Source organism: Cohaesibacter marisflavi (genome assembly GCF_900115225.1).
Taxonomy (GTDB): domain Bacteria; phylum Pseudomonadota; class Alphaproteobacteria; order Rhizobiales; family Cohaesibacteraceae; genus Cohaesibacter; species Cohaesibacter marisflavi.
The window spans coordinates 16,767-41,070 of record NZ_FOVR01000012.1; the positions used below are offsets into that span (position 1 = coordinate 16,767).

Here is a 24,304-nt window from a genome sequence, read left to right on the forward strand (position 1 = left end):
TTGATAACGAGATTTCTTGCCATGCAGCAGCTTATTCATAAAATCACCGGCCTCTTTCTCATGCCTCTTGTTCTGGTTATCGCCATCAGCGGGTCGGCCCTTTCCATTTTTCCTGTACTGGAACAGACCAGACAATCGTCAGATCCCGCAAGGAACCTTTCGGTCGCGGCGCTGGCTGATGCGGTTAAACAGAGCCATCCCGGTACATCACAAATTGTGCGTCACGCCTCCGGGCAGATCGTTGCCTACTATTTCGAGAATGGCAACTCCGGGGCAGACCTTATCAATCCAACAACGGGCGAGAGCCTTGGGGCCTACCAACCATCGCAGACCCGGATTTGGCTCACCGATTTGCATCGGTCCCTGTTTCTGGGTGATGGCGGGCGCATGACCGCTGGTTTGGGGGCCGCGGTCATGCTGCTCATCTGTGTGTCTGGTCTGATTATGCTCAAACGCCGCATGGGGGACTGGCGCCAGCTCTTTGGTCCAATCCGGGGAACGCTGTCCCAACGTTTTCACCTTGAATTAGCGCGGATGGCCATACTCGGATTGAGCCTTAGTGCCGTTACGGGCCTTTATATGACTGCTGCAACATTCGGGTTTGCGCCAGACGGTTCCGGTTCGGACATGGCTTTCCCTGCGGTCAATGGCAGTCCTCCAGCCCCCATCATCTCCCTTGAGGGGCTGCAGAATGTACCGGTAATACAACTGCGCGAACTGACCTTCCCCTATAACGGGGATGCAAGTGACGCTTTTACGCTGACGACCGCCAACGGGTCTGGATATGTGGATCAGGCAACCGGTGCGCTATTGGCTTATACGCCCAATAGCAGTGCAAAGCAGATTTATGAATTCATCTATATGCTGCATACCGGTGACGGACTTGCGCCGCTCGCTCTGCTGCTCGGTTTTGCGTCGCTAGGTGTGCCAGCCATGGGGGCGACCGGGGCTCTCATCTGGTGGAAGAAAAGACAAAGCAAACCAAGGATTTCCAACAACACAAAATCACAGGATGCCGACGCAGTTGTTCTCGTTGGCAGCGAAGGCAATAGCACTTGGGGTTTTGCGCGTAGCCTTCATGATGGGTTGTCCAGAGCCGGATTGCGCGTTCACACTGCCAAAATGAACGATATGGCCAAAATTTATCCGAATGCGAACCAGATCTACGTCCTCACGGCTACGTATGGCGATGGGGAAGCTCCTGCATCTGCCAACAACTTTATGACGAGGCTGGATGCCTATGAAGGCAACAAGGATGTTCCCGTTGCCATACTCGGATTTGGTGACAAGCAGTTTTCTCAATTCTGTCAATTTGCCTTCAGGGTTGGCGAACGCTTTACCCGGAATGGCTGGCATCAGTTTATGCCGCTGGCCACAATCAACCGGCAGTCCGTCCAGGAGTTCAACCATTGGAATGACGCCTTGTCGCAAAATCTTGGCATCACGCTGGAACTGGATCCCGTTCAGATCGATGTGAAACGCCACAAATTGCGGCTCGTGTCACGGGCAGATTATGGACAAGACGTGCAGGCGCCAACCTCTGTATTTCGGTTTGAGATAGCCAACGACACGAAGTCGCGGATCTCGCGTCTGATGGGCGGAAGTCTGCCAGCCTTTGAACCCGGCGATTTGCTCGCCATCACGCCAGAGGGAGATAAGGTTCCACGCTATTATTCGCTCGCATCCGGCCGCAAGAACGGCTTTGTCGAAATCTGCGTGCGCAATGTTCCCGGCGGCCTTTGTTCCGAGCAGCTGCATGGCCTGAAAACTGGCGATACTATTGAGGCATCCTTTCAGGCCAATCCCGGTTTTCGTTTGGAAGCGTCCAAGGCTCCGGTTATCCTGATTGGGGCTGGGGCAGGCATTGCTCCTCTTGTCGGTTTCATTCGGAATAATCGCCGCAAGAGACCAATGCGTCTTTACTTCGGGGCTCGTCACCCAAGGTCAGATTTCCTTTATCGTCGAGAATTGGGCGAATGGCATAAGGCGGGGTTCCTGCATTCCTTGAAGGTAGCCTTCTCGCGCGCACAGCAGCGACTCTATGTTCAGGATCGGTTAAGGCAAGACGCAGCAGAACTTGCTGCGCTCGTGCTCGATGGTGCCCAGATCATGGTGTGCGGTGGTAGAGGCATGGCCAAAGGCATCGAGGAAACCCTAACAGATATTCTGCAAACCACCGGGATTGAATTGACAGATTTAAGAAAGGAAGGGCGGTATGTTGAAGATGTCTTTTGATATGAAACGAAAGGGTCTCCAGCCAGCTGGCTTGCACCGGCATGTTTTCAACGGCCAAACGATGGGTACTCGCTATAGCACCATCATCATGAGCGAGAAGGCGCAACGGGACGAAGAGCTTGAAAATGCGCTGTTCGCCGCCGTGGAGCGGGTGGATAAGCAAATGTCCACCTGGAAACCGGATTCAGATCTCATGCAGCTAAACAGAGCCAAGGTCGGTGTATGGACGACAGTGCCAGCAAACCTTTTCAAGGTGCTGGAAGAAGCCTTGGCGATCAATCGCGCTTCAAGTGGCCTGTTCGATCCGAGCGTTGGTTCCATCGTCGATGCATGGGGATTTGGAGCCACCTCGCGACAACCCGATGTAAAAAGTATCCGTGAGCAACTGGGCCAGACAAGACCGCCGATACATGCGCTTTTGGAGCTGGATCATCAGCGGCAGGCCGTACTCAAAAAGGCACAGGTAAAGCTCGACCTATGCGGTATAGCCAAGGGATATGGCGTTGATGCCATGGCCGAAGTGTTAAATGCGTTCGACATCAAGAACGGGCTTGTGGGTATCGATGGTGAAATGCGCGCTGCTGGCTCCAAGGTAAGCGGCGTGCCATGGTCTGTTGCTTTGGAGAAACCTGACTATAGTAAGAGAGAGGCGTTTGGTATGGTGCATTTGCAGGACGCTGCCATTGCGACCAGCGGCGACTATCGTCACTGGGTAAAAGTTGGAAGCCGCACTTTCAGCCACACGATGGACCCGCGCCGCAATGGCCCACTTCAAAATAATGTAGCTTCAGTCAGCGTGATTGCCGAGCAATGCATGACTGCGGATGCATGGGCAACCGCACTCATGGTAATGGGCGCGGAAGCCGGATTGCATGTCGCCCGTGCCAAGGGGATCAACGCCCTTTTCCTCATCAGAGATGGAGAAAGGCTCAAACAGATCACAGCGGGGCCTGTGTTCGGAGTTACTTCGTCAGATGAGCAAGCTGATCACTGATTTCATCCACGAAGATGTGCATCACGTCATCCTTGCGAGAGGTGACAAGGCTAACCAATACGAAGAGAATAGTAGCAACAGGCAAGCCCAGAATGCCGGCATTCAGCCCAAAAAGACTATTACCCGTCATATACATCACGATAACGAACAGACCTCCCAAGAGGATGCTGCTCAAGGCTCCCGCAGCAGTGCCTTTCTTCCAGAAGAAAGCCCCGACTATGGCAGGAACCATCACCACAAGCCCCGATGAGGCGGCGACAGACAGGATCGAGATCAGGCTCAGTTTTAGAGAAGCAAAGGCCAATGCGATCAGTGAGATGATTGGGATCACGAAGCGGCCGATCTTCAGCTGAGCGGCATCCGTGGCACCAGACCGGAACCCACCATAGACATCGCGTGCCAGCATGGAGGATAGGGTCAACAGGATGGAGTCAATGGTCGAGATAGCCGCTGCAAGAATGCCAATCATTACAACGATGGAAAGCACCGGTGGCAAGAAGTCTGCGCCAAGAAGGGCCGCGCTGGCCAGATCAGCATTTTCCAGATCAGGGAAGGCTTCAAATGCCGCAAAGCCCCAAAGGACAGCGACCATCGTATAAACAAGGCCGAAGCAAAGTAAGAGCAACAACATGCGGCGCAGGGCACCTAATGATTTTGGCATGAAGAGGCGTTGGCTGACTTGCGGGTTGGAAATGGAAAAGAAGAACCACGGAATGGTCAAGCCAAGCATGGTCTTGAAACTGAAAAGCCCCGGTCCAGGCACCTGAAGCATTTCCGGCTTGGTCTCTGCGATGCTGGCAAACATGCCAAAAAAGCCGCCCAACTGATCTATAACCACGATAGTCACGAGAACTGAAGCCGAGATCATCAGCAGCGCCTGAAGGCTGTCTGTCCACATAACGGAGCGGATACCGGCAACATAAGACAAGATGATTGCCAGCAATGTCGCAATCACAAGGCCGACAGGAAAGGAAATGGCGCCATCACTCATGCCTGAAAGCAGATAGCCGATACCGGCCAGCTGAACGGCGGAGTAGGGCACCAGAAACAGACAGCTCGCGAGCGCCACCACAATGGCCACCCAACGTGAGCCGTAGCGCGCACCGAGCATTTCCGAGGGTGTTACAAAACCGTATTTCTTGCCTATCAACCAAAAGCGGGGACCGAATATAGCCACGAGTGAAACACCAGCGAAATAGACAATTTCAAAGCCGAGCGCTCCAACGCCTCCCTTATAGGTGAGGCCCGCCAGACCAACCATCATGAAGGCTGAATAGGTCGTCGCCGAATAGCTCAGCGCCGATATCACGCCACCGAAGTTACGTCCGCCAACAAAATAGTCCGTCATGTCCGGGGCGTTGCTCCGGCGCGACAGATAGGCAACGATGCAAGCGATAACGATGTAAATAACGATCCCGGTCCAGATGAATGAAGTGCTCACTGTTCCCCTCCCTTAAAGCCAGCTGTCGCCGTAAGGTTTAGGAAAATGATGACCACAGCGGCACAGATCCAGAACAGGAAGCTTCCATACCACGCTGCGATATGACCAATGGCAAGATAGGGAACCGCATAGAGCGCGATTATGACGAGGCCAATCAAGGCGAGCGAGGTTCTTCGGGACACGAATGGAACTCCAATATTCAAACGTAAATTTACAGCGCATTGCTTTCGTAAATGCCTTGCCGCGCCAGCCAGAGTGAAGTGATAAATTCATCTGAACTAGACAAAACCTATTTCCAATGATTTGAAATACAAAGGTGAATTGCGATCAATATAATCCGCTTTGGAAAGGCCGCTTATTTTCTCCCACTTTGCCGATTGATGTCAATCTCCGAAACAAAAAGCGGAAAGTTCAATTGAGGTTGAAGCTCTTCTCTTTAGAAAATTCCGTGGCCAGCTACTATTTGAACCAAGGGGGGGGCGAAATTGTAGTTCCTTAGATCCTGCTTTTGATAGAAAGATCCATTGTAACTGCCTGTGATGAGAATGAATCGGGGGCTAATAAATCGAAAATCGCATAGCGATAAATTTCAAAGCTGTAATTATGTCTAGGTATAATACGTCAGTCAAAACAGAAGTTTTATGATGTAGCCTAATAACTCAATAAAATATAATGGCTTAGGTTGCGTGTCATAAATTCGCAACAAATATGCATTTACGGCATCAAATATGGAAAATACATATATTTAACAATGGTATCTATTCTGGTGATTTTCAAATATTCCAGATAATAAAATCAATATATAAAAGTTTGGAATAAATATATTGTAGAATTATTCGATTTTTCATTTGTCAATATTTGAAAAATATAAAATTTGAAATAAACTCTCGATGTTATACGGGGCGGCAAAATTACGGTCGACCTTTTGGGTGTTCCCATATTTGAGCACCAGAAACCATTGAAAAGAAAAATTAGATTCTGAAAACCATTTTACTCACAACGCGTTGATGCGTTGGTTCTGGAGAAAATTATGGCCAACCCGGTTATTTCCATCACAGGGGGCGCAGGCCTCGAAAATGATTATGTAGCTTTTACCGTTTCTCTTTCAAAGGTATCGGATGCAGAGGTCTCGGTCTATTATCAGACCATTCAGAATGGTAGCGCCATCGAAGGGTATTATAACGACTACGATCTGGAATATGGTACGCTGATTTTCGCCGCAGGTGAAAAGACCAAAACCATATATGTCAATCCTTATAGCGATAATCTGGACGAGGCTGATGAGAATTTCTCGTTGGTTTTATCCGATCCAATCAATGCGACCTTGTCTGGTGGAGAGAACACACTTTCTGCTACGGGTGTTATCCTCGATGATGATGGATCGGGCTCTAACCTGGCCCTCTTTGTGTCTGACCCACAAATCGTGGAGGGCGACAGCGGCACCAAATATGCTGTCTTTGATGTTGAACTGTCTCGTTCCTACGCCCACAACATAACCCTCGATTATAACACCAAGGACGGGACGGCAATTGCGGGGGATGATTACACTGCGCAGAGCGGTGCCATAACCTTTTATGCAGGCCAAACGATCAAGAGTGTTTCTGTGCCGATTACAGCGGATACGATGGTTGAGGCACCCGAGAATTTCTCACTGGTGGTAACACCAACCGGAGCTATCACCAATTCGGTCTCGGATTCTACTGGAGTAGCCACAATTCTGGATGACGATCCGGACACTGCGAACCTGCCGGTGATTTCCATCTCAAATGGTGAAGGGGCAGAAAACGAATATATTGTTTTCACGGTGACGCTGTCCGAGGCATCCGATGCAGAGGTGACCGTATATTACGAGACTCTTCAGAATGGCTCTGCTATCGAGGGATATTACAACGACTACGATCTGGAATATGGGACACTCACTTTCGCCGCCGGTGAGACCGTAAAGACAATTTTTATGGATCCCTATAGTGATAATTTTGATGAATCTGACGAAAATTTCTCTTTGAGATTATCCGATCCGATCAATGCTACGCTGGCAGGCGGCGAGGAGACCCTATCTGCCACCGGGGTGATCCTGGATGATGATGGAACAGGATCTGATCTGGCTCTGTTTGTTTCTGATCCCTTTATCATTGAAGGCGACAGCGGAACGAAGCAAGCTGTTTTTGAAATACAACTTTCTCAGCCTTATGATCAGGCCATTACCCTCGACTATGTAACCAAAAATGGTACGGCGGTCGCCGGCGCAGATTATGTGGCCAAAAGTGGAACCGTCACCTTCGATGCAGGTCAGACGATTGCCAGTGTCGCAGTCGATATCAAAGGGGATACAAAAATTGAGGACTCAGAGAGTTTCTCACTGGTTGTGACGCCAACTGGTGCAATTACAAACTCGGTTGATGACTCTGCAGGCATTGCCACTATACAGGATGATGACCCCGATAAAGCCAATCTACCGGTGATCTCCATTTCAAATGGAGAAGGAGCTGAAAACGAATATGTCATTTTCACAGTAACTCTCTCTGAAGCATCGGATGCAGAAGTCACAGTCTCCTATCAAACACTCAAGAATGGCACCGCGAGCGAGGGTTACTATAACGACTACGATCTGGACTATGGCACAATCACCTTCGCAGCAGGAGAGACGGTCAAAACGCTCTATTTTGATGCCTATAGTGACAATATTGATGAACCTGACGAGAATTTCACGGTGCTCCTTTCCGACCCAACCAACGCCACGTTGGCTGGCGGCGAGGAAACCCTTTCTGGAACAGGTGTCATATTGGATGATGATGGAACGGGCTCAGACTTGGCTCTGTTTGTTTCTGATCCAACGATTAGGGAAGGGGATAGCGGAACAAAGCAAGCTGTCTTCGAAATCCAGCTTTCTCAGCCATATGACAAGGATCTCACCCTTGACTATACAACACGCAACGGCACTGCCGTTGCCGGATCTGATTATGTGGCCAGAACCGGTTCCATAACATTCGATGCAGGGCAAACCGTTGCAAGTGTAGTGGTGAGCATTAAAGGCGACACTAACGTTGAAGATTCCGAGAGTTTCTCGCTGGTTGTGACCCCGACCGGCGCCATAACCAATTCGGTTGATGACGCTGCCGGTATTGCCACAATCAAGGACGATGACCCTGCTACAGCCAATTTACCGGTTATATCCGTTTCCAATGGCGTCGGGGCCGAAGACGAATATGTTGTCTTCATTGTGGAGCTTTCCGAGGCTTCCGATGCGGAAGTGAAAGTTGACTTTAAGACCCAGCAAGATGGTAGCGCAATCGAAGGCTATTACAACGATGTCGAGGGTCTTTCCGGTACACTGACATTTGCAGCTGGAGAGACCGTAAAGACGATATTTGCGAATCCTTACAGTGATAATCTGGATGAGGCAGACGAAAATTTCTCGTTGGTTTTGACTGATCCCACCAACGCAACATTGGCAGGCGGTGAAGGCAGTCTCTCGGCCACGGGTGTCATTCTTGATGACGATGGAACAGGGTCAAATCTTGCCTTGTTTGTGTCCGATCCGGTTATCACAGAGCCCAGAAGTGGTGTGGCACAGGCTGTGTATGAGATTCAGCTTTCTCGGCCTTACGATAAAGACCTCACTCTTAATTATTCCACCCAGAATGGATCTGCCAGCGCAGGCCCGGACTATATCGCCAAGAGTGGAACCGTAACCTTCAAAGCCGGCCAGACTGTCGCCAGCGTAGCTGTCAATGTTAAGAGCGACACGATCATCGAAAACACCGAGACCATTTCGCTCATAGTCACGCCAACTCTGGTCATCGCCAATGGAACCGAAGACAATATCGGCATTGCAACCATTCTTGATAGCGGCATCGACTATGAAGTGCGCAAGGGCGGGAATGGCAATGATTATCTGAGTGCCGGCTCTGGTGATGATTTCCTGTTTGGATATAAGGGAAGAGACACTCTGAATGGCGGATCTGGCGGCGATACGATGTATGGGGGGCCTGGAAATGACACCTACATCGTTGATTCCTGGTCCGATCGCATTATTGAGCAAGGCCCCAACGGTACTGATCTGATAAAAAGCTCCATAAGTTTCAATCTGAACAACAAGGGTAACAATGTTGAAAATCTTACTTTGAGTGGAAGTCAGGCGATCAATGGAACCGGCAACGGTTTGGCCAATACAATTTGGGGCAACTCGACACAGAATGTTATAAACGGATTAGCCGGTTATGACAGGCTCTTTGGCGGAGCCGGAAACGACACAGTGAAGGGTGGAAACGGAAATGACCTTGTCAATGGTGGCAATGGTCAAGACCGTTTGTTCGGCGGAGCCGGTAGAGACAACCTTGTGGGTGGGCTGGGAGCCGACTATCTCGATGGTGGTAGCGGTGCTGATCGGATGGCTGGCAATCAAGGCAACGACACGTATATCGTTGACAATGTCAACGACAAGGTAAGTGAAGTCGCCGGGCAGGGGGTAGACCTTGTCAAAAGCTCCGTGACCTTTTCCTTGAAGGATAATAGTCAGTTCATCGAAAAAATGTCCTTGATCGGAAATCAGAATATTAATGGAACCGGCAACGGGCTAGCCAACGTTATTTGGGGCAATGGTGCCAAGAATGTTCTCTTTGGTGTCAATGGAAATGACAAGCTTTATGGTGTCGCCGGTAACGACACATTGCATGGAGGAAATGGCAACGACCTGCTGAACGGGGGCAATGGCAGTGATCGCCTGTTCGGGAATGCCGGAGCAGACAAACTGTACGGTGGTATAGGCAATGATACACTCAATGGTGGCCTTGGCGCTGACAAGATGTGGGGCAACAAGGGCAACGATACCTATATCGTCAATCATACAGGCGATGAAGTTAATGAGGCCCCAGGCCAAGGGGTCGACCAGGTTCGAAGCTATATCGACTTCTCGCTAAAGGCGCACAGCCAATATATCGAGACACTGACCTTGATGGGTAACAAGGCCATCAATGGCATTGGCAACGGATTGGCCAACACGATCGAAGGCAACAACGCCAGAAACATCCTCAACGGTGTAAATGGTAATGACAAGCTCTTTGGCAATGGTGGCAACGACACGCTCAAGGGAGGGTTTGGCAACGACCTCTTGTATGGAGGCAATGGCGCCGATGTACTTGAGGGCAATCAGGGCAACGATACCCTGTATGGCGGCGCCGGTGCTGATAGATTTATTGGGTCAACAGGCTTTGATCGCATGTATGCTGGTCAAGACAATGCTCAAGACACTTTTATCTTTAACAATGCCAACGATAGTAAGGTTGGGGCTGCTCATGACAGGATTTTTCTATTTGACAGTGGAGAGGATGTTATCGACCTGTCTGGTATAGACGCTAACACGCAAAGCGGCGGCAACCAGACTTTTCAGTTCAGTGGCCTCCATGCTGACTTCAACTCTGTCTGGTATGATGATACCGGCTCGGACGTTACCATTTATGGCGATGTCAACGGAGACGCCGTTGCCGATTTCCAGATCCAACTGGTGAACCTGAATAATATCAGCGCATCGGATTTCGTCCTCTGAGTATCCATTTCATTACAAACAAATAAAACAGGCAAGGTCGCGTACGAGCGCCTTGCCTGTTTATTGTTTTCATCGACTAGCTGCCTGAAATTTTACAAAATCAGGTCTGTTTGCCGTAGAGAATTGACATCGACGATTTGGATTTCAAAGTCGGCAATAGCATCGCCGTCATGGTCGCCATAGATGAATGCATCTGTCGCCGAATATCTGATCCAGACAGAATTGGCTGATGCCATCGTGCCGGTATAAGAAAAATCCTGATCACCAGCGTTGGATGTGTCTGCATCAATCTGGCTGAGATCGATAACATCCTGCGTGGTTTCAAACTGGAATATCTTGTCGCGCGCTGTGCCCGGCTGGCTGTCCTGAACAGTTCTGAAGACGAATGTATCCTTTAACTGGTCTTGCCCTGCATATAACAGGTCTGTTCCGAGGCCTCCAACGAGCGTATCCATGCCCAGACGGCCATGCAAAAAATCATTGCCCTGATTGCCAAACAGATGATCGGCATGGTTGCCGCCATAAATCACGTCATCCCCCACGCCACCAAAGAGCCAATCATTGCCGTTACCGCCACGCAAGGTATCAGACCCTAGATTTCCATAAAGGCGGTCGTGGCCATTGTCTCCGTTGAGCGTATCATTGTGCTGATTGCCATACATGATGTCGTCCCCAAAGCCGCCATTGAGGATGTCATTTCCATTAAAGCCGAACAGAACGTCATTGCCCTGATTTCCAAACAGGGCGTCGTTATGATTCCCACCATAGAGCTTGTCGTTGCCAAGGCCGCCGAACAGACGGTCTTCTCCATTGCCGCCTCTCAGCGTATCATTGCCCATATGGCCATAGAGATGATCAAACCCGTTGTTGCCAATGAGCGTATTGTCTGTGGCATTTCCCCGGATGACGTTACTGAGGGCGTTTCCTGTCCCGTCTGTTGCTGTTTTTCCGACGAGGGTTAGATTCTCGATATAGGCACCGTCATTTTTCAAGGAGAAATTGACGAAGCTCCGTACGAGGTCAGCACCTTCTCCGGCAAATTCGCGTGTACTATCAGATGAGTGATCAACGACATAGATGTCGTCTCCAGCCCCTCCATACATGATGTCCACATTTTGCCCTCCATTGAGAAGGTCATTGCCCATTCCACCGAAAAGCGTGTCGTTACCGATATTGCCAAAGAGCCTGTCGTTGCCACTGCCACCGTTAAGATTGTCTTGCCCCAGCAGGCCAAAGAGTGTGTCATCTCCAGCCTCTCCTTTTAGGCTATTGTCCCCCTTGTTACCCTCAAGCTGGTCATCAAGCGCAGTGCCAGTAGCGGAAAGATTGCCTGCACCCAGAAGCTTGAGCTTGTGGGCGCCGGTTCCGAGTATCACATCAGCCGAACTCCAGATGGTATCCCCATCAACGACATCGAGCTTGACGTTGCCGTTCGACACATTGACCGTAACCGTCATTGGCGCATTTAAACCACCTCCGGAAAAGGTGATCGCATTGGTCTCATTGTATATTGGCTGGCTGTAACCGCCTGACTGACTGGACCACACCGTACCCGCCGAAGTCGAGACGGCTAAATAATTGCGTCCTTCTCCCACGGAGTAGAAATTATTGTTGTCGGCATCATCAAAGGCAACTCCGGTTAGAAAATAGGAAGAGCCGGATGTCGCAAAATTCTGCGTCGTCATTGAGGCATTGTAGTCAACTCCGTTGTCAGCGTAGGTGAATACGCCATAGAGCTGACCAATGCCCACCTCCCTGAAATAGTCATAGAGAGTATTCTCGCGATGGCCTGCACTGAGGAAAAGACCTTGGTGCTGTAGATAGACAAATTCTTCAGCATCATAAGTGCCTGTTGAGCCGCGCCAACTGAGATTTTCCCCCCATGCCCATGAGCCGGTGAATGAGTATCCAGCATCGGCCATGCGATCTCCCGCATCACTACCATAGGCACCGGTATGAGAGAAAATGTCGGTATCTAGCATCCATTGGCTGTGAGAAAGAGCAGAATCAATAAGAATTTCATTCATTGCCAAAGGCTGCTTGATGCTGGCGCTGATAGTTCCGGCGGGAAGATCGGCGTTCAAATCAATGCCATAGCGCGCAGCTTCCCCCAAAGGATCAAGTCTAGCCCTGTTGATCAGTTCCAACATGAGTTGTTCATAATCTGATGGCGCTGCCATGACTGATACTCTCCCGACTGTAGGTTCATTGATACGATGGTTTTCTGCGCCTTCGTATTCTAAACGCTAGGGTTGCATTTTGGATCTTAAGAAACGGTGTTAACTGATAAATGTGATGGCAGTGAGAACAGAATCAGGTGATTTTTAGAAAAAGAAATTGAAAATTGTGGATTATTGCTCGGTTTGATTGAATGCTTAGAATATACATTCAGGGAGCTGAGGTGCAATTACACAGAGATTTTCCGGGTGCGTCTTGCTTTTGTCATAACAAAGAAAAAAGTGACTTGCAGGAACAAGCCACTTTAAGTTGGTCTAAGTGCTTCTCAAGCTTATGTTGAGGACGGAGAAGTCGTAAAATAGGTTGCTTGTCCAGCGACTATCAGGCTGCAGCCTGCTGCGGCACATCAATTTCCAGGCGATCTCCTGATTCTGGATCAAAGAAGTGGATTTTTTCAGGCTCAGCTCTGAGATAGAGCGTATCGCCGGGGCTGAGACGAAGACTAGGATCAAGGCGCGCCGTCAATTCCTGCTTCCCAACAAGACAAATGGCATGCGTGTCCGAGCCCAGCGGTTCCAAAACGTCAACGCGCGCAGCAATCAAGGCATTCTCCTTATCGCAAGGAATGAGATGCTCCGGACGAATACCCACTTCAATCAATTGACCATCGGCCTTTTCGCAAGCCGAAACACTCAAGGCAAAGCCTTCATTGGTGAAATTGACCTTGTCGCTGTCGCGTGAAACGGTCGCGCTAATAATGTTCATCTTGGGAGAGCCGATGAATTCACCAACAAACCGACTGATCGGGCGTTCATAAACGCTGACTGGATTGCCTTGTTGCATGATGATTCCATCCTTGAGAATAACGATGTGGTCAGCCAGTGTCATGGCTTCAACCTGATCGTGAGTCACATAGATGGTGGTCGTTTCCAGAAGATTGTGCAGACGCTTGATTTGGGTGCGCATATCAACACGCAGCTTGGCATCAAGGTTGGAGAGAGGCTCGTCAAACAGATAGACTTTCGGGCGGCGGACAATGGCGCGTCCCATGGCAACTCGCTGGCGCTGTCCACCTGATAGCTGGCCCGGTTTGCGTTCCAGAAGGGGAGAAATTTGCAAAATATCTGCCGCCTCTTTTACGCGTTTGCTGATTTCACCGGCCTCCATGCCGCGCATTTTGAGTCCGAAGCCGATGTTTTCCGCAACAGACATATGAGGATAAAGCGCATAATCCTGAAAAACCATGGCGATATCACGGTCACGAGGCTCCAGTTCGTTGACCACTTCATCGTCGATTTTAAGGGTGCCTCCCGAGATTTCCTCCAACCCGGCAACCATCCGCAACAAGGTCGATTTGCCGCAGCCGGAAGGCCCGACAAAGGTCACAAATGCACCATCCGCAATATCCAGATCAATACCCTTGATCGCGCGAAACGTCCCATAGTTCTTGATGAGACGTTCAAGCTTAATACTCGCCATCAGTTCCTCCCAGATGACCTGCCGGGATCGGTAAACCCCGACTATTCCACGTGTAAATTGGCTCCATAGTCGGCATCAGTGCCGATGAGGGGGACAATCGATAGAGACTGCAAAAAGTCGGCTTGTCATATCGATTAATTATCGCTATATTATCGATAATGAAACTGAGATGCAAGCTCTGGGTACAAAATGGCGAACGGAAATCTTGATAAAATGGCAGGAGGCGCAGTCGCAGCTCCAAAGCGCGGTGTGAAGCGAAGCCGCACTGTCTATGAAGATTTACAGCGTGAAATTATGCTGGGTGCTCTGCCGCCCATGGCGACCATTGTGGAAATGGACATTGCCGAACGTTTCGCCTGTAGCCAGAGTACGGTGCGTGAAGCTCTGATTGCCTTGAGCAATGATGGGCTGGTAGAGCGTCGTTCTCACCGCGGAACATTCGTTGCTGATGCGCGCGCGGATGATGCGCACGAGCTGATCCGCATTCGTCGAGACATTGAGTCGCGCAGCATGTCGCGCGTTTTGCGCCGCTTTGGTGCGCTGCTCAAAAACGAACTGGTCGACATTATCGAGGCTATGAAAAGTGCAGCGATGCAAGACGACGTCTATCAGGTGACCATTCATGACCGGGCGTTTCATCTGAACCTGTTTGATGCTGCAGATCTGCCAAGTGTCCGTCCGGTTCTTCAGCGCTGCCTTATTCATAACCACCGTTTCAAAATTTTGAATTCTGGTAGTCAACGCGATCTGTACGAAACAGCTGTGCGACATGAGGCAATTCTGGACGCCTTGACCGCGGGAGATGCCAAAGGGGCAACCGCCGCCATGGCCCACCACGTTACCACGATTGAGGAGTTCGGGCCCGATATTACGGAAGAAGAGGAGTAGGATTTGCGCGCTGCCTGAAGGGAAGGAGGGCGGCTTTATCATTCAGGGATAAGTCAGGAGAGGGGCTGTCTTTGAAGGAAGATCGAAAGATCGGGGAAAGAGTTGGCCGAAGCCCGAGCGGCCTCGGGAGGAGCGGGAGGCTTCTCTTGTCATACTACGGGCATTGAGGAAACCACTTTGCCGTGATTGCACGGTATAAAGCGGAGGAGAAGATGAAGAAATCACTGTCAGTCGCAGCGCTTGCTGCGGCAATGTTTGTTTGCGGCTCAGCTGCAAACGCAGAAGATACTGTGAAATTCTGGTATCATTTTGATAATGCAGACAACCCTATGGCGGATCTTGTCTCAAGATTTGAAGCTAAGAATCCTGGCATCAAAATTGAGGCAGAAAATATTCCATGGAATAGTTATTACGACAACCTTTATACCTCTATCATCGCAGGCAGCGCACCAGACGCCGCCATGGTAAAAATGCACGCTCAGCCCCGCTTGGTTGAAATGGGTGCCTTGGAGCCGCTTGATGATCGTATCGCCGCATGGGATGGAGCGAGCGATATTCAGGAAAATCTGTTCGATTTGACCAAAGGTCCTGATGGCAATCAATATTATCTGCCGGTTCAGTATGTTGTTCTGTATCTCTACTATCGTGCAGACATGTTCAAGGAATTGGGTCTTGAACCACCCAAAACATGCGATGACTTCCGCAACGCTGCGATCAAACTGACCCGCGACACCAATGGTGACGGCCGCAAAGATGTTTACGGCTTCGGCTTCCGTGGTGGCAAGGGTGGTCATGATCACTGGGGCAGTATGGTCCTCTCTCGTGAAGGCGCAAGCTTTGACAAGGGTGGTCTGACAAACGATGCAGCTGTTGCTGGCACGCAGTTTGTTGTTGACCTGTTCGAGAAAGACAAGGTCTTCCCACCATCTGCACCAAATGATGGTTTTAAGGAAGTGACCGGCGCATTCAAAGCTGGCACAACCGCAATGACCATTCACCATATCGGCTCTGCAAACGACATGGTTGCCGCTTTGGGTGATAAGGTGTCTGCAACCACCGTGCCTGAATGTGGTGGCGGTCGCTGGACCTCCTTCGGGGATGAATCCACGGCGGTTTTCTCATCCGCTTCCAACAAGGATGCTGCCTGGAAATGGATTGCTTTCCTTTCCTCCGAAGGCAACAACAAAGAGTTTAACGAGTCCACTGGCCAGCTGCCGGTAACCAAGTCTGACTCCGCAAACTGGACCTTGCATCCGAAGCGTTTCGTTGATGCGACTGTCGCATCCTTGCCATTCGCCCATATGCTTCCGAACCGGCCGGAAACGTCCGACTTCGTGAACACCGAATGGCCGGTCAACATGCAGCGCGCCCTGACAGGCGAAATCACTGCAAAAGAAATGAACGAGAAAATCGAAGCCCTGTTCAATCACTAATTATTGAGCAGATGCAATTGGTTCGGTCGAATTCATTTCGGCCGAACCTATCCCCCAATGACTCCGGTTCTGCGCTGTCGGACATCTGCTCTTGGATGGAGATGTCAGGATGGCGGCACATAGGACACCGGCCCGCTACCCGGTGAAATGACTATGACTATGACTGCATCTGAGTGGCCATCGAGCCGCGCGGCGCTCGCTAAGCGCGTACTGCCTTATGCGCTTTTATCGCCCGCCGTGATCGTAACCTTGGCAATTGTTTTCTTCCCAATGCTGCAAGCGGCCTGGATGAGCCTGCATGACTATGTATTGTGGAAACCAAATGCTATCAGCTTCGTTGGCCTGAAGAATTTCTTCGCCGCGTTCAACGATGAGGTCTTCTGGATCTCTCTTAAGCACACGGTGATCTGGATTGGCTTGACCATCCCGAGCCAGCTCCTTCTTGGGCTCATAACCGCGCTGCTGCTAAACCAGGAATTTCCGTGGCGTCCTCTGGCGCGTGCACTCATCATCATTCCCTGGGCGCTGCCATCCGTTGTGATCGGCCTGATGTGGGTTTGGATCTACGATTCCAACTACGGTATCCTCAACGACTTCCTGCTTCGAATGAACATCATTCAGGATTCCGTACCATGGTTGGCTGATCCGGATACCGCACTTTATGCCATTATCCTCACGCTCACCTGGCAAGGGTTCCCATTCTTCGCGGTGATGATCCTTGCTGGCCTGCAATCCATACCGAAAAGCTACTATGAAGCCGCATCCATCGACGGAGCCAGCAAGTGGCGCCAATTCTGGCACATTACTCTGCCGGGCATCTCCGGTGTGCTGGTGACGGCGGTCCTTCTGAGAACGATCTGGGTGGCCAACTCCATTGACGTGATCTACGTGATGACCGGCGGTGGCCCGGGCTACTCCACCTACACATTGCCGCTTTATGCCTTCGTCAAAGCGCGCACCAATCTCGATTTCGGTTACGGATCGTCTCTCGCAGTGCTCTTCACCATCATGCTTCTTGGCGTTGTTGTGGTTTATCTGCGCAAGGTTGGAAAGGACACGAAATAATGGTTAGCCATAAAAGCAAACTCCGTCGCTTTCTGACTGTTGAGCTGCCGATGGTAGTCATCCTGCTCTTCACCTTGGGCCCGTATCTCTGGATGATGCTGACGTCTCTGACACAGGAAGACAAACTCTTCACCCAAGGGCCAAGCCTGATCGGGGCAACCTTTGAAAACTATATCCGCCTATTCGAGACGGTTGGTTTTCTGGACAATATGATCACGTCCTTCATTGTGGCTGCGGGCACGGTTGTCGTGGGCCTAACACTGAGCGTAACGGCGGCTTACTCCTTCTCGCGCTTCCGCTTCTTTGGCAAGAAATACCTTCTGACGCAGTTTCTGATCATCAACATGTTCCCGATCGTTCTGCTGATCCTGCCTCTGTTCGTGTTGATGCGTGTGCTTGGTCTGCTGGATACCCATCTGGCTTTGATCATCGCGAACTCCACTGTCGCTATTCCCTTCTCGGTCTGGATGATGACCAGTTACATCAATGGCATCCCCAAGTCCCTTGATGAGGCCGCGATGACAGACGGATGTTCGCGACTGGGCGCATTGCGCCGGGTGGTTCTGCCGCTCTGCATGCCGGGTATTGTGGCAACGGGCATCTATATCTTCATCACCGCTTGGAACGAGTATCTTTATGCGCTGTCTCTCGGGGGCTCCAATGTGCGCCCGATCACAGTCGCCATCCAGACGCTCATTGGTGAATATGAAGTGCAGTGGGGTCTGTTGACGTCCGGCGGTATCGTCGGAGCTCTGCCAGCCACCATCTTGTTCCTGATCGTTCAGAAACGTCTGATCAGCGGCATGACCCAGGGTGCAGTGAAGGGGTAGGGGCCTTGTGCCCCATGGAGACAAGACAATGAACAACCCAATCGGAATCATATCGATGCAATTTGCCCGCCCCTTCAGGCGGGAGCATCTGGGCTTGTTTGCCCGGATGAAAGAGCTCGGATTTGATCTGGTAGAACTGTTGGTTCCCGAACCTGAAGAAGGGCTTGATGCAAGCGATGTAAGAAAGGCGCTCGATGATGCTGGTCTTACCATTGCGCTGGCCGCAAGAGTATCTCTTACACGTTCTATTTCGGATGGAGACCCAGCAATTCGCTTAGCGGGATCCGACTATCTGAAATATTGCATCGATCTGGCGCATGCAGTCGGCGCCATTTCGGTTGGCGGTCCATTGTATGGTGCTCCCATGGTGTTTGCAGGACGGGCGCCCGCGCCTGTCACTGATGCGGAAATGAAAGCTAGAGAGCAGCGGGTGATTGAGGCCTTGTCCAAATTATCCCTCCTGGCCAACGGAGCAGGTTGCCTGCTCGCTCTCGAACCCCTCAATCGCTACGAAACGGACGTGATTTCTACGGTTTCGCAGGCCATGCGTGTGATCAGTGCGGTGGATCACCCTTCGCTTGGTCTGTTGTTTGACACGTTCCACGCCAACATCGAGGAGCGGTCCATTCCTGATGCGATCCGGCTGGCAGGCAATAAACTGGTTTATTTCCAAGGAAATGAAAATCATCGTGGCTTTCCCGGTACGGGAAACATGAACTGGCCAGAAATTATGAAGGCTCTTCGCGACATAAACTATCAAGGGCCGATTACACTCGAACCCTTCCGGCGTGATGATGACCGGATCGGTTTGCCTATCGCTCAATGGCGCCCACCTCACGAAGACGAAAGCCAGAAACTGATTGCCTCAATAGACCTGGTGCGCGCATGTGCCCACATGGCGGAGTTTCAAAGATGACACTCAATATCGGCTGGATTGGCTGTGGCCGCCACGCGTCTCAAATGCTGATGCCGCAATTGGCTAAGAATGATCTACGAATTGCTGCTGTTTGCGATCTGAACGAACAGGCCGCCTCCAAGGCTGCATGGCAATATGGTGCAGATGCTTCCTATGGCAATTTTCGCGACCTGATTAATCACAAGGGGCTTGATGCCATCGGCATGGCTGTCGGGCCAGAGGTTCATCATGATGCCGCACTTGCTGCTCTCGCAAAAGGGCTGCCCGTCTTTATAGAAAAGCCACCCGCAAAGGATCTGGCTAGCACGCAAGAGATTGCAGATGCAGCTGACAAGGCTGGCAAGCCGGTCGTCGTCGGCTTCATGAAACGCTACGCGACGGGCAACCGCATCGCAAGGAACATCCTAAAAGCACCTGAATTCGGGCCGATTATGGGGCTCTCTGGCTACTATATGAACGAGCCCGCTTACTTTGCAGGCAAGGCCGACTATTCAAGCTTCTACCTGCATCACTGCGTGCATTATATGGATCTGTTGCCATGGATGGCAGGGGCCCCCTTTGCAGATCTGTCAGTGCGCGTCAACGTTTCGGAACCGGGACATATTCTCGTTCACCTCGGCTTCGAATGCGAAAATGGTTCGATCGGCTCCGTCGCAATGGGCACAACCCAATCACGCGGAACGCCTACCGAAAGCATGACCATCATGGGTGATCACAAGCGGATCGAGATCCAGAATATCATCCATGTCAAATATTTCCGTCACCCACCATTCAAGGCGGATGACAGGGAGGCCACTCTCAATCCGAACGTTGATACGCTCTGTTGGGAGCCAAACTTCACTGCTGCAGCCAACGAAGATCACAAAGGCTATGCAGCTTTGATCGCCGATGCCGCCGCCGCCTTCAGGGGCGAGACATCGGCCGCACCGCAAATCCACGATGGCGTCGTAGCGATGGCGTCTCTCGAACACATGACAGCTTTGATCGAGCAAGAGTTCAAGAAACAAAAGAAATAACGCCAAAAAGGATCAAGGGAATTGCCGCGCCCTTCCACAAGCATTGCGACAATTCCCCCACAAACAAGGAAAGGAAACACACCATGGTAAACAGATATCTTCCTACCCCTGTGTTGCATCGTGTCGTTGAGAAAGATGGATTTGTCTTTGTCGGCGGTACCGCTTGCGATGATACCAGTAAGGATATCAAAGGGCAAACGCTCGAAACCCTCGAAAAGATGGAAGGCTATCTGCACGAAGCAGGGTCAGACAAGAACAAGGTTCTGTTCGCAACCATCTATCTCGCCAGTCTCGATCTGAAAGCCGAGATGAGTGAAGTCTGGGGTGACTGGTTTGAAGCCGAGCATCTTCCTGCACGCGCAACACTTTGTTCTCCGGATCTGGGCGGCGACACCCTGATCGAAATTTTTGTTACGGCATACAAGTAAGTCTCCACGAGGTTTAAAATGGCAGATAGAGCCCCAACTGTTCTCGCAAACGCAATCAGGTTCCTTTCGGCTGATGCAGTCCAGAACGCCAAATCAGGCCACCCCGGCATGCCTATGGGCATGGCTGAAATGGGGGTTGCCCTTTGGAAAGGTCATCTCAAACACAACCCCAGAAATCCAAAATGGGACAACCGCGACCGCTTTGTGCTCAGCAACGGTCATGGTTCCATGCTGATTTATAGTCTGCTGCATTTCACCGGCTATGACGTTACCATGGACGACATCAAGGATTTCCGTCAGCTACACAGCAAAACGCCAGGGCATCCGGAATATGGTGTAACGCCAGGCATTGAAACAACCACCGGACCTCTCGGACAGGGCATTGCCAACGCTGTCGGCATGGCGCTTGCCGAAAAGGTTTTGGCTGCTGAATATAACCGGCCGGGCCACACCATCGTTGATCACAACACCTATGTGTTCCTTGGCGATGGCTGCATGATGGAAGGCATCTCCCATGAAGCCTGCTCGCTCGCAGGAACCCTAGGTCTTGGCAAGCTTATCGCGCTTTACGACGATAACGGCATTTCCATTGATGGTGAGGTGAAAGGCTGGTTTACAGATGATACTCCGAAGCGTTTCGAAGCCTATGGCTGGAATGTTATTCGTGACATTGATGGGCATGACATCGAAGCTGTTGAAGCTGCTGTTGCTGAAGCGAAAAAACAGAGCGACAAGCCGACCCTGATCTGCTGCAAAACCACCATCGGCAAGGGCGCTCCGACTGTTGCTGGCACTGCTGCCTGTCATGGCAATCTGCTAGGCGACGAAGAGATCACCAACGCACGCAAGCTGATGGGCTGGACCTATCCTGCATTCGAAATCCCTCAGGAAGTCTATGACGAAATGAGTGCTGTCGATGAAGGAGCTGCAGCAGAAGCCGCTTGGAATGACGCTTTCGCAGCCTATGAAAAAGCGTTCCCCTCAGAAGCCGCAAGCTACAAACGTCGCATGGCCGGTGAAGTGCCTGCTGATTTTGCCGATAAGATGAAGGCGTACATCGCGGAAACCGCCAAGGCTCAGGAAGAAATGCCGGTTCGGATGGCCAGTCACAAGGCAATCACCATGATCGCCAAAGAACTGCCAGAGCTGATCGGTGCGTCCGCAGACCTTGCTTGCTCGTGCCTTTCTATCTGGGATGACTGCAAAGCCATCACCCCTGAAGATGGAGGCAACTTCCTCTTTGCCGGTATTCGCGAATTCGGCATGGGTGCCATCATGAACGGTCTTGCCTTGCATGGTGGTCTTATCCCGTTTGGTGGCGGCTATGTCACTTTCTCGGATTACCAGAGAAATGCCATTCGCATGGGTGCGCTCATGAAACAGCGCGTCATTTACGCTCTGTCCCATGACTCTATCGCCGTTGGCGAAGATGGCCCAACGCATCAGCCGATTGAACATTTGGGCTCACTGCGCATGATCCCGAACCTCGATGTCTGGCGTCCATGCGATGCAACAGAAGCTGCTGTTGCTTGGGAATGCGCTCTAGAACATGACACGACCCCGACGCTAATGTCTCTTAGCCGTCAGGTTTGCCCAGCCTTTGCACGCAATGACGCCCAGATCGATGCCATCAAACGGGGTGGCTATGTCATCAGCGAAGAAAAAGGCGATCTGCAGGCGGTAATCATCGCCACGGGCGGCGAAATGGATATCGCACTCAAAGGGCAGGCCCTTCTGGCCAAGGAAGGCATCAACGCGCGCGTTGTTTCTATGCCATCCACGTACCTGTTCGATCGTCAGGATGCGGCTTACAAGAGGGAAGTTTTGCCTGCAGGCATTCCGCGGGTGTCCGTTGAAGCCGCTCATACCGACTACTGGCGCAAATATGTCGGGCTTGAAGGCGCTTGCGTCGGCCTGGATACCTTCGGCGAGTCTGCTCCTCCGGCTGTGCTGTATGACTTCTTCAACATTACCGACAAAGCGGTTGCTGAAGCGGTCAAATCTGTCCTCTAAAGCGAGGCTGCCGATTAGACTGGCAGATCTGCAATCTGACAATCTGGAGGCCGGCGCACACCGCTGGCCTCCGAAAAAGAGGACAGCCTCTGTCCTTTATAGAGGCAATCTGAAATTCAAGATCAATCCCGAAAAAGGGACGTACCGTACTGGAAAACGCGGTCATAATTCAGGTGGGCCATCCGTTTCAATTCATGCGAAGCGACCCACCTTAAATGAACGTCTTTCCGGGCGAGGAGGAATTGTTTTGGCAAATTCAGCAATTGAGCACGAAGTGATTGGCAAGATCAATGGCAAGGATGTCGAAGCCTATCGCATCACCGGAGGCGAAACGACCATCGAAGTCATGACCTATGGGGCCATCCTGACCCGCGTTTTGCGTCCCGACAGGAACGGAAAAGTCGAAGATATAGTGCTCGGCTATGATGATCCCGCAAGCTATATTGATAATCCGGGCAATGCTGGCGCAATATGCGGCCGCTTTTCAAACCGGATCAATCTGGGCAAATTCACGCTGGAAGGGGAAGAGATTCAACTGCCTACCAACAGTGGTCCCCACCATTTGCATGGCGGCTTGCCCGGCTATGGCAAGCGCTTCTGGCATGCGGAGCCGAATGCTGAAGACAATTCCGTTACCTTTCGCATGCACAGCCCTGATGGTGACCAGAACTATCCCGGCACAGTCGAAGTGGCTGCAACCTATCGTGTTGATTGTATGGGCTCACTAGAGCTGACGATGGAGGCGACAACCGACAAGACTACCATTATAAACATTATCTATCATGGCTATTGGAATTTGGCAGGACATGCCAGCGGCAGTGTCGAAGACCAGCAGCTCTGCATCCTCGCTGACCGCTACACACTCGTAACACCAGAAAAAATCCCAACCGGTGAGATTGTGCCTGTCAAGGGAACTCCGTTTGACTTCAACAAACTCCACGCCATTGGCGACAATATTGCCGATGCTTGGCCGGATGGAGGATATGATCACAATCTGTGCCACGCGGTTTATGACGGAAAGATGCGGTTGACTGCGAAAGCGGCCGATCCTGCCAGTGGACGGGGATTTGAACTCTACTCAAACCAGCCCGGCGTACAATTCTATACGGCCAATCATTTCAAGGATCAGCCAACAAAGGGGAAGAGCGGTGCGCTGTATGAAACCTATCCCGGCTTTGCGCTTGAAACGCAACATTATCCGGATTCGCCCAACCATCCCGAGTTCCCGTCCGTGGTCCTTAAGCCCGGAGAGACCTACAGCAATCGCATGAAATTCGTCTTTTCTAAGAATATGTCAGTCTAGCAATTGCGTCCCGCCAAAGATAACTGGCATCGCAAAACAAAGAACGATTTCGTGTCTGGCCGCCTAAATCGTGGCCTCACATATCGCCTGACAAACGATCTTCCTATGGTGAGGGGCGGACCTCCCAACCTCACCAATCCAACTGGCAAGCTGCACTATATTTCCCTTCCTTGAGAGCCAAGCTTTAATTCTATTGGTAAGGGAAATTGTTCCTCCGCAGCTTGCCATTTTTTTGGCAAAATTGAGGTCATCCTGAATTTGAATTCAAATTCAAAGTAGAGTGTTAATATAATTCTTGTTTTTTGTAATATATAATAAAAATGTAAATTTTTAAAAGTAGTTTTGTGGATACTCTATAATTAGGTTACTGTAAAATTCTCGCGGGCAACGACTGCTTAATGGTGGAGAGTAATATAAATATTCAACATTTGGAGAGACATCAAAACGATGTGTCATGCGTATAATCAACTACTTTAGAGCCATTCTGTCAAGCGGGGACAATTCGCGAATACTTTCTTTAGGTGTTTGTTTCTAGTGATG

16 protein-coding genes are annotated in these 24,304 nt (G+C 50.9%); 12 read left to right on the plus strand and 4 right to left on the minus strand.

Going from position 1 to position 24,304, the window contains the following annotated elements:
- Window positions 1-21: 21 nt before the first annotated feature.
- Together BM258_RS18410 and BM258_RS18415 are read left to right on the plus strand one after the other, a co-directional pair.
- Window positions 22-2,235: a PepSY domain-containing protein gene (locus BM258_RS18410; protein ID WP_090074710.1), complete on the plus strand. Its 2,214-nt coding sequence runs from the start codon at window positions 22-24 to the stop codon at window positions 2,233-2,235.
- Complete coding sequence (locus BM258_RS18415) at window positions 2,216-3,229, plus strand: FAD:protein FMN transferase (RefSeq protein WP_090074711.1); 1,014 nt, start codon at window positions 2,216-2,218, stop codon at window positions 3,227-3,229. Before BM258_RS18410 ends, BM258_RS18415 begins: the two co-directional genes overlap by 20 nt.
- Here the strand turns inward: BM258_RS18415 and BM258_RS18420 are convergent.
- Window positions 3,198-4,670 (minus strand): sodium:solute symporter family protein, encoded by a 1,473-nt coding sequence (locus tag BM258_RS18420; RefSeq protein WP_090074712.1) that lies wholly within the window; start codon window positions 4,668-4,670, stop codon window positions 3,198-3,200. The two genes, BM258_RS18415 and BM258_RS18420, sit on opposite strands and share 32 nt — an antisense overlap.
- The gene (locus BM258_RS18425) at window positions 4,667-4,852 is read right to left on the minus strand and encodes a hypothetical protein (RefSeq protein ID WP_090074855.1); all 186 of its coding nucleotides are present in this window, start codon (window positions 4,850-4,852) and stop codon (window positions 4,667-4,669) included. The genes BM258_RS18420 and BM258_RS18425 overlap by 4 nt, the downstream gene beginning before the upstream one ends.
- 848 nt (window positions 4,853-5,700) lie before the next feature.
- Here BM258_RS18425 and BM258_RS24300 point away from each other — a divergent pair.
- A complete protein-coding gene (locus BM258_RS24300; protein ID WP_139229319.1) occupies window positions 5,701-10,215 on the plus strand; it encodes a Calx-beta domain-containing protein in 4,515 nt (1,504 codons plus the stop codon).
- A gap of 92 nt (window positions 10,216-10,307) precedes the next feature.
- On the opposite strand, the gene BM258_RS18465 is transcribed toward BM258_RS24300, so the two are convergent.
- Window positions 10,308-12,395 carry a CAP domain-containing protein gene (locus BM258_RS18465; protein ID WP_090074713.1) on the minus strand — a complete coding sequence of 696 codons (2,088 nt, stop codon included), beginning with the start codon at window positions 12,393-12,395 and terminating at the stop codon, window positions 10,308-10,310.
- 379 nt (window positions 12,396-12,774) lie between these two features.
- On the minus strand, window positions 12,775-13,872 hold the full coding sequence (locus BM258_RS18470) for an ABC transporter ATP-binding protein (RefSeq protein ID WP_090074714.1): 1,098 nt from the start codon (window positions 13,870-13,872) through the stop codon (window positions 12,775-12,777).
- 189 nt (window positions 13,873-14,061) lie between these two features.
- Between BM258_RS18470 and BM258_RS18475 the strand changes: the two genes are divergently transcribed.
- The 9 genes from BM258_RS18475 (at window position 14,062) to BM258_RS18515 (ending at window position 23,764) form a co-directional block, all read left to right on the plus strand.
- Window positions 14,062-14,760 (plus strand): GntR family transcriptional regulator, encoded by a 699-nt coding sequence (locus BM258_RS18475; RefSeq protein WP_210186806.1) that lies wholly within the window; start codon window positions 14,062-14,064, stop codon window positions 14,758-14,760.
- A 212-nt stretch (window positions 14,761-14,972) separates the two neighbouring features.
- On the plus strand, window positions 14,973-16,193 hold the full coding sequence (locus tag BM258_RS18480) for an ABC transporter substrate-binding protein (protein ID WP_090074715.1): 1,221 nt from the start codon (window positions 14,973-14,975) through the stop codon (window positions 16,191-16,193).
- Between the two features lie 153 nt (window positions 16,194-16,346).
- On the plus strand, window positions 16,347-17,258 hold the full coding sequence (locus BM258_RS18485; protein ID WP_210186807.1) for a carbohydrate ABC transporter permease: 912 nt from the start codon (window positions 16,347-16,349) through the stop codon (window positions 17,256-17,258).
- Entirely contained in the window at window positions 17,258-18,088 is an 831-nt protein-coding gene (locus BM258_RS18490) for a carbohydrate ABC transporter permease (RefSeq protein WP_210186808.1), read from the plus strand. The genes BM258_RS18485 and BM258_RS18490 overlap by 1 nt, the downstream gene beginning before the upstream one ends.
- 28 nt (window positions 18,089-18,116) lie before the next feature.
- Window positions 18,117-19,004, plus strand: coding sequence for a sugar phosphate isomerase/epimerase family protein (locus tag BM258_RS18495; RefSeq protein WP_090074718.1), 888 nt, complete (start codon window positions 18,117-18,119; stop codon window positions 19,002-19,004).
- Window positions 19,001-20,020: a Gfo/Idh/MocA family protein gene (locus tag BM258_RS18500; protein ID WP_090074719.1), complete on the plus strand. Its 1,020-nt coding sequence runs from the start codon at window positions 19,001-19,003 to the stop codon at window positions 20,018-20,020. Before BM258_RS18495 ends, BM258_RS18500 begins: the two co-directional genes overlap by 4 nt.
- 83 nt (window positions 20,021-20,103) lie before the next feature.
- On the plus strand, window positions 20,104-20,448 hold the full coding sequence (locus BM258_RS18505) for a RidA family protein (protein ID WP_090074720.1): 345 nt from the start codon (window positions 20,104-20,106) through the stop codon (window positions 20,446-20,448).
- Window positions 20,449-20,466: 18 nt separating this feature from the next.
- Window positions 20,467-22,461, plus strand: a complete 1,995-nt coding sequence (tkt, locus tag BM258_RS18510; protein WP_090074721.1) for a transketolase — start codon at window positions 20,467-20,469, stop codon at window positions 22,459-22,461.
- A gap of 247 nt (window positions 22,462-22,708) precedes the next feature.
- A complete protein-coding gene (locus tag BM258_RS18515; protein WP_244544767.1) occupies window positions 22,709-23,764 on the plus strand; it encodes an aldose epimerase family protein in 1,056 nt (351 codons plus the stop codon).
- Window positions 23,765-24,304 lie beyond the last annotated feature (540 nt).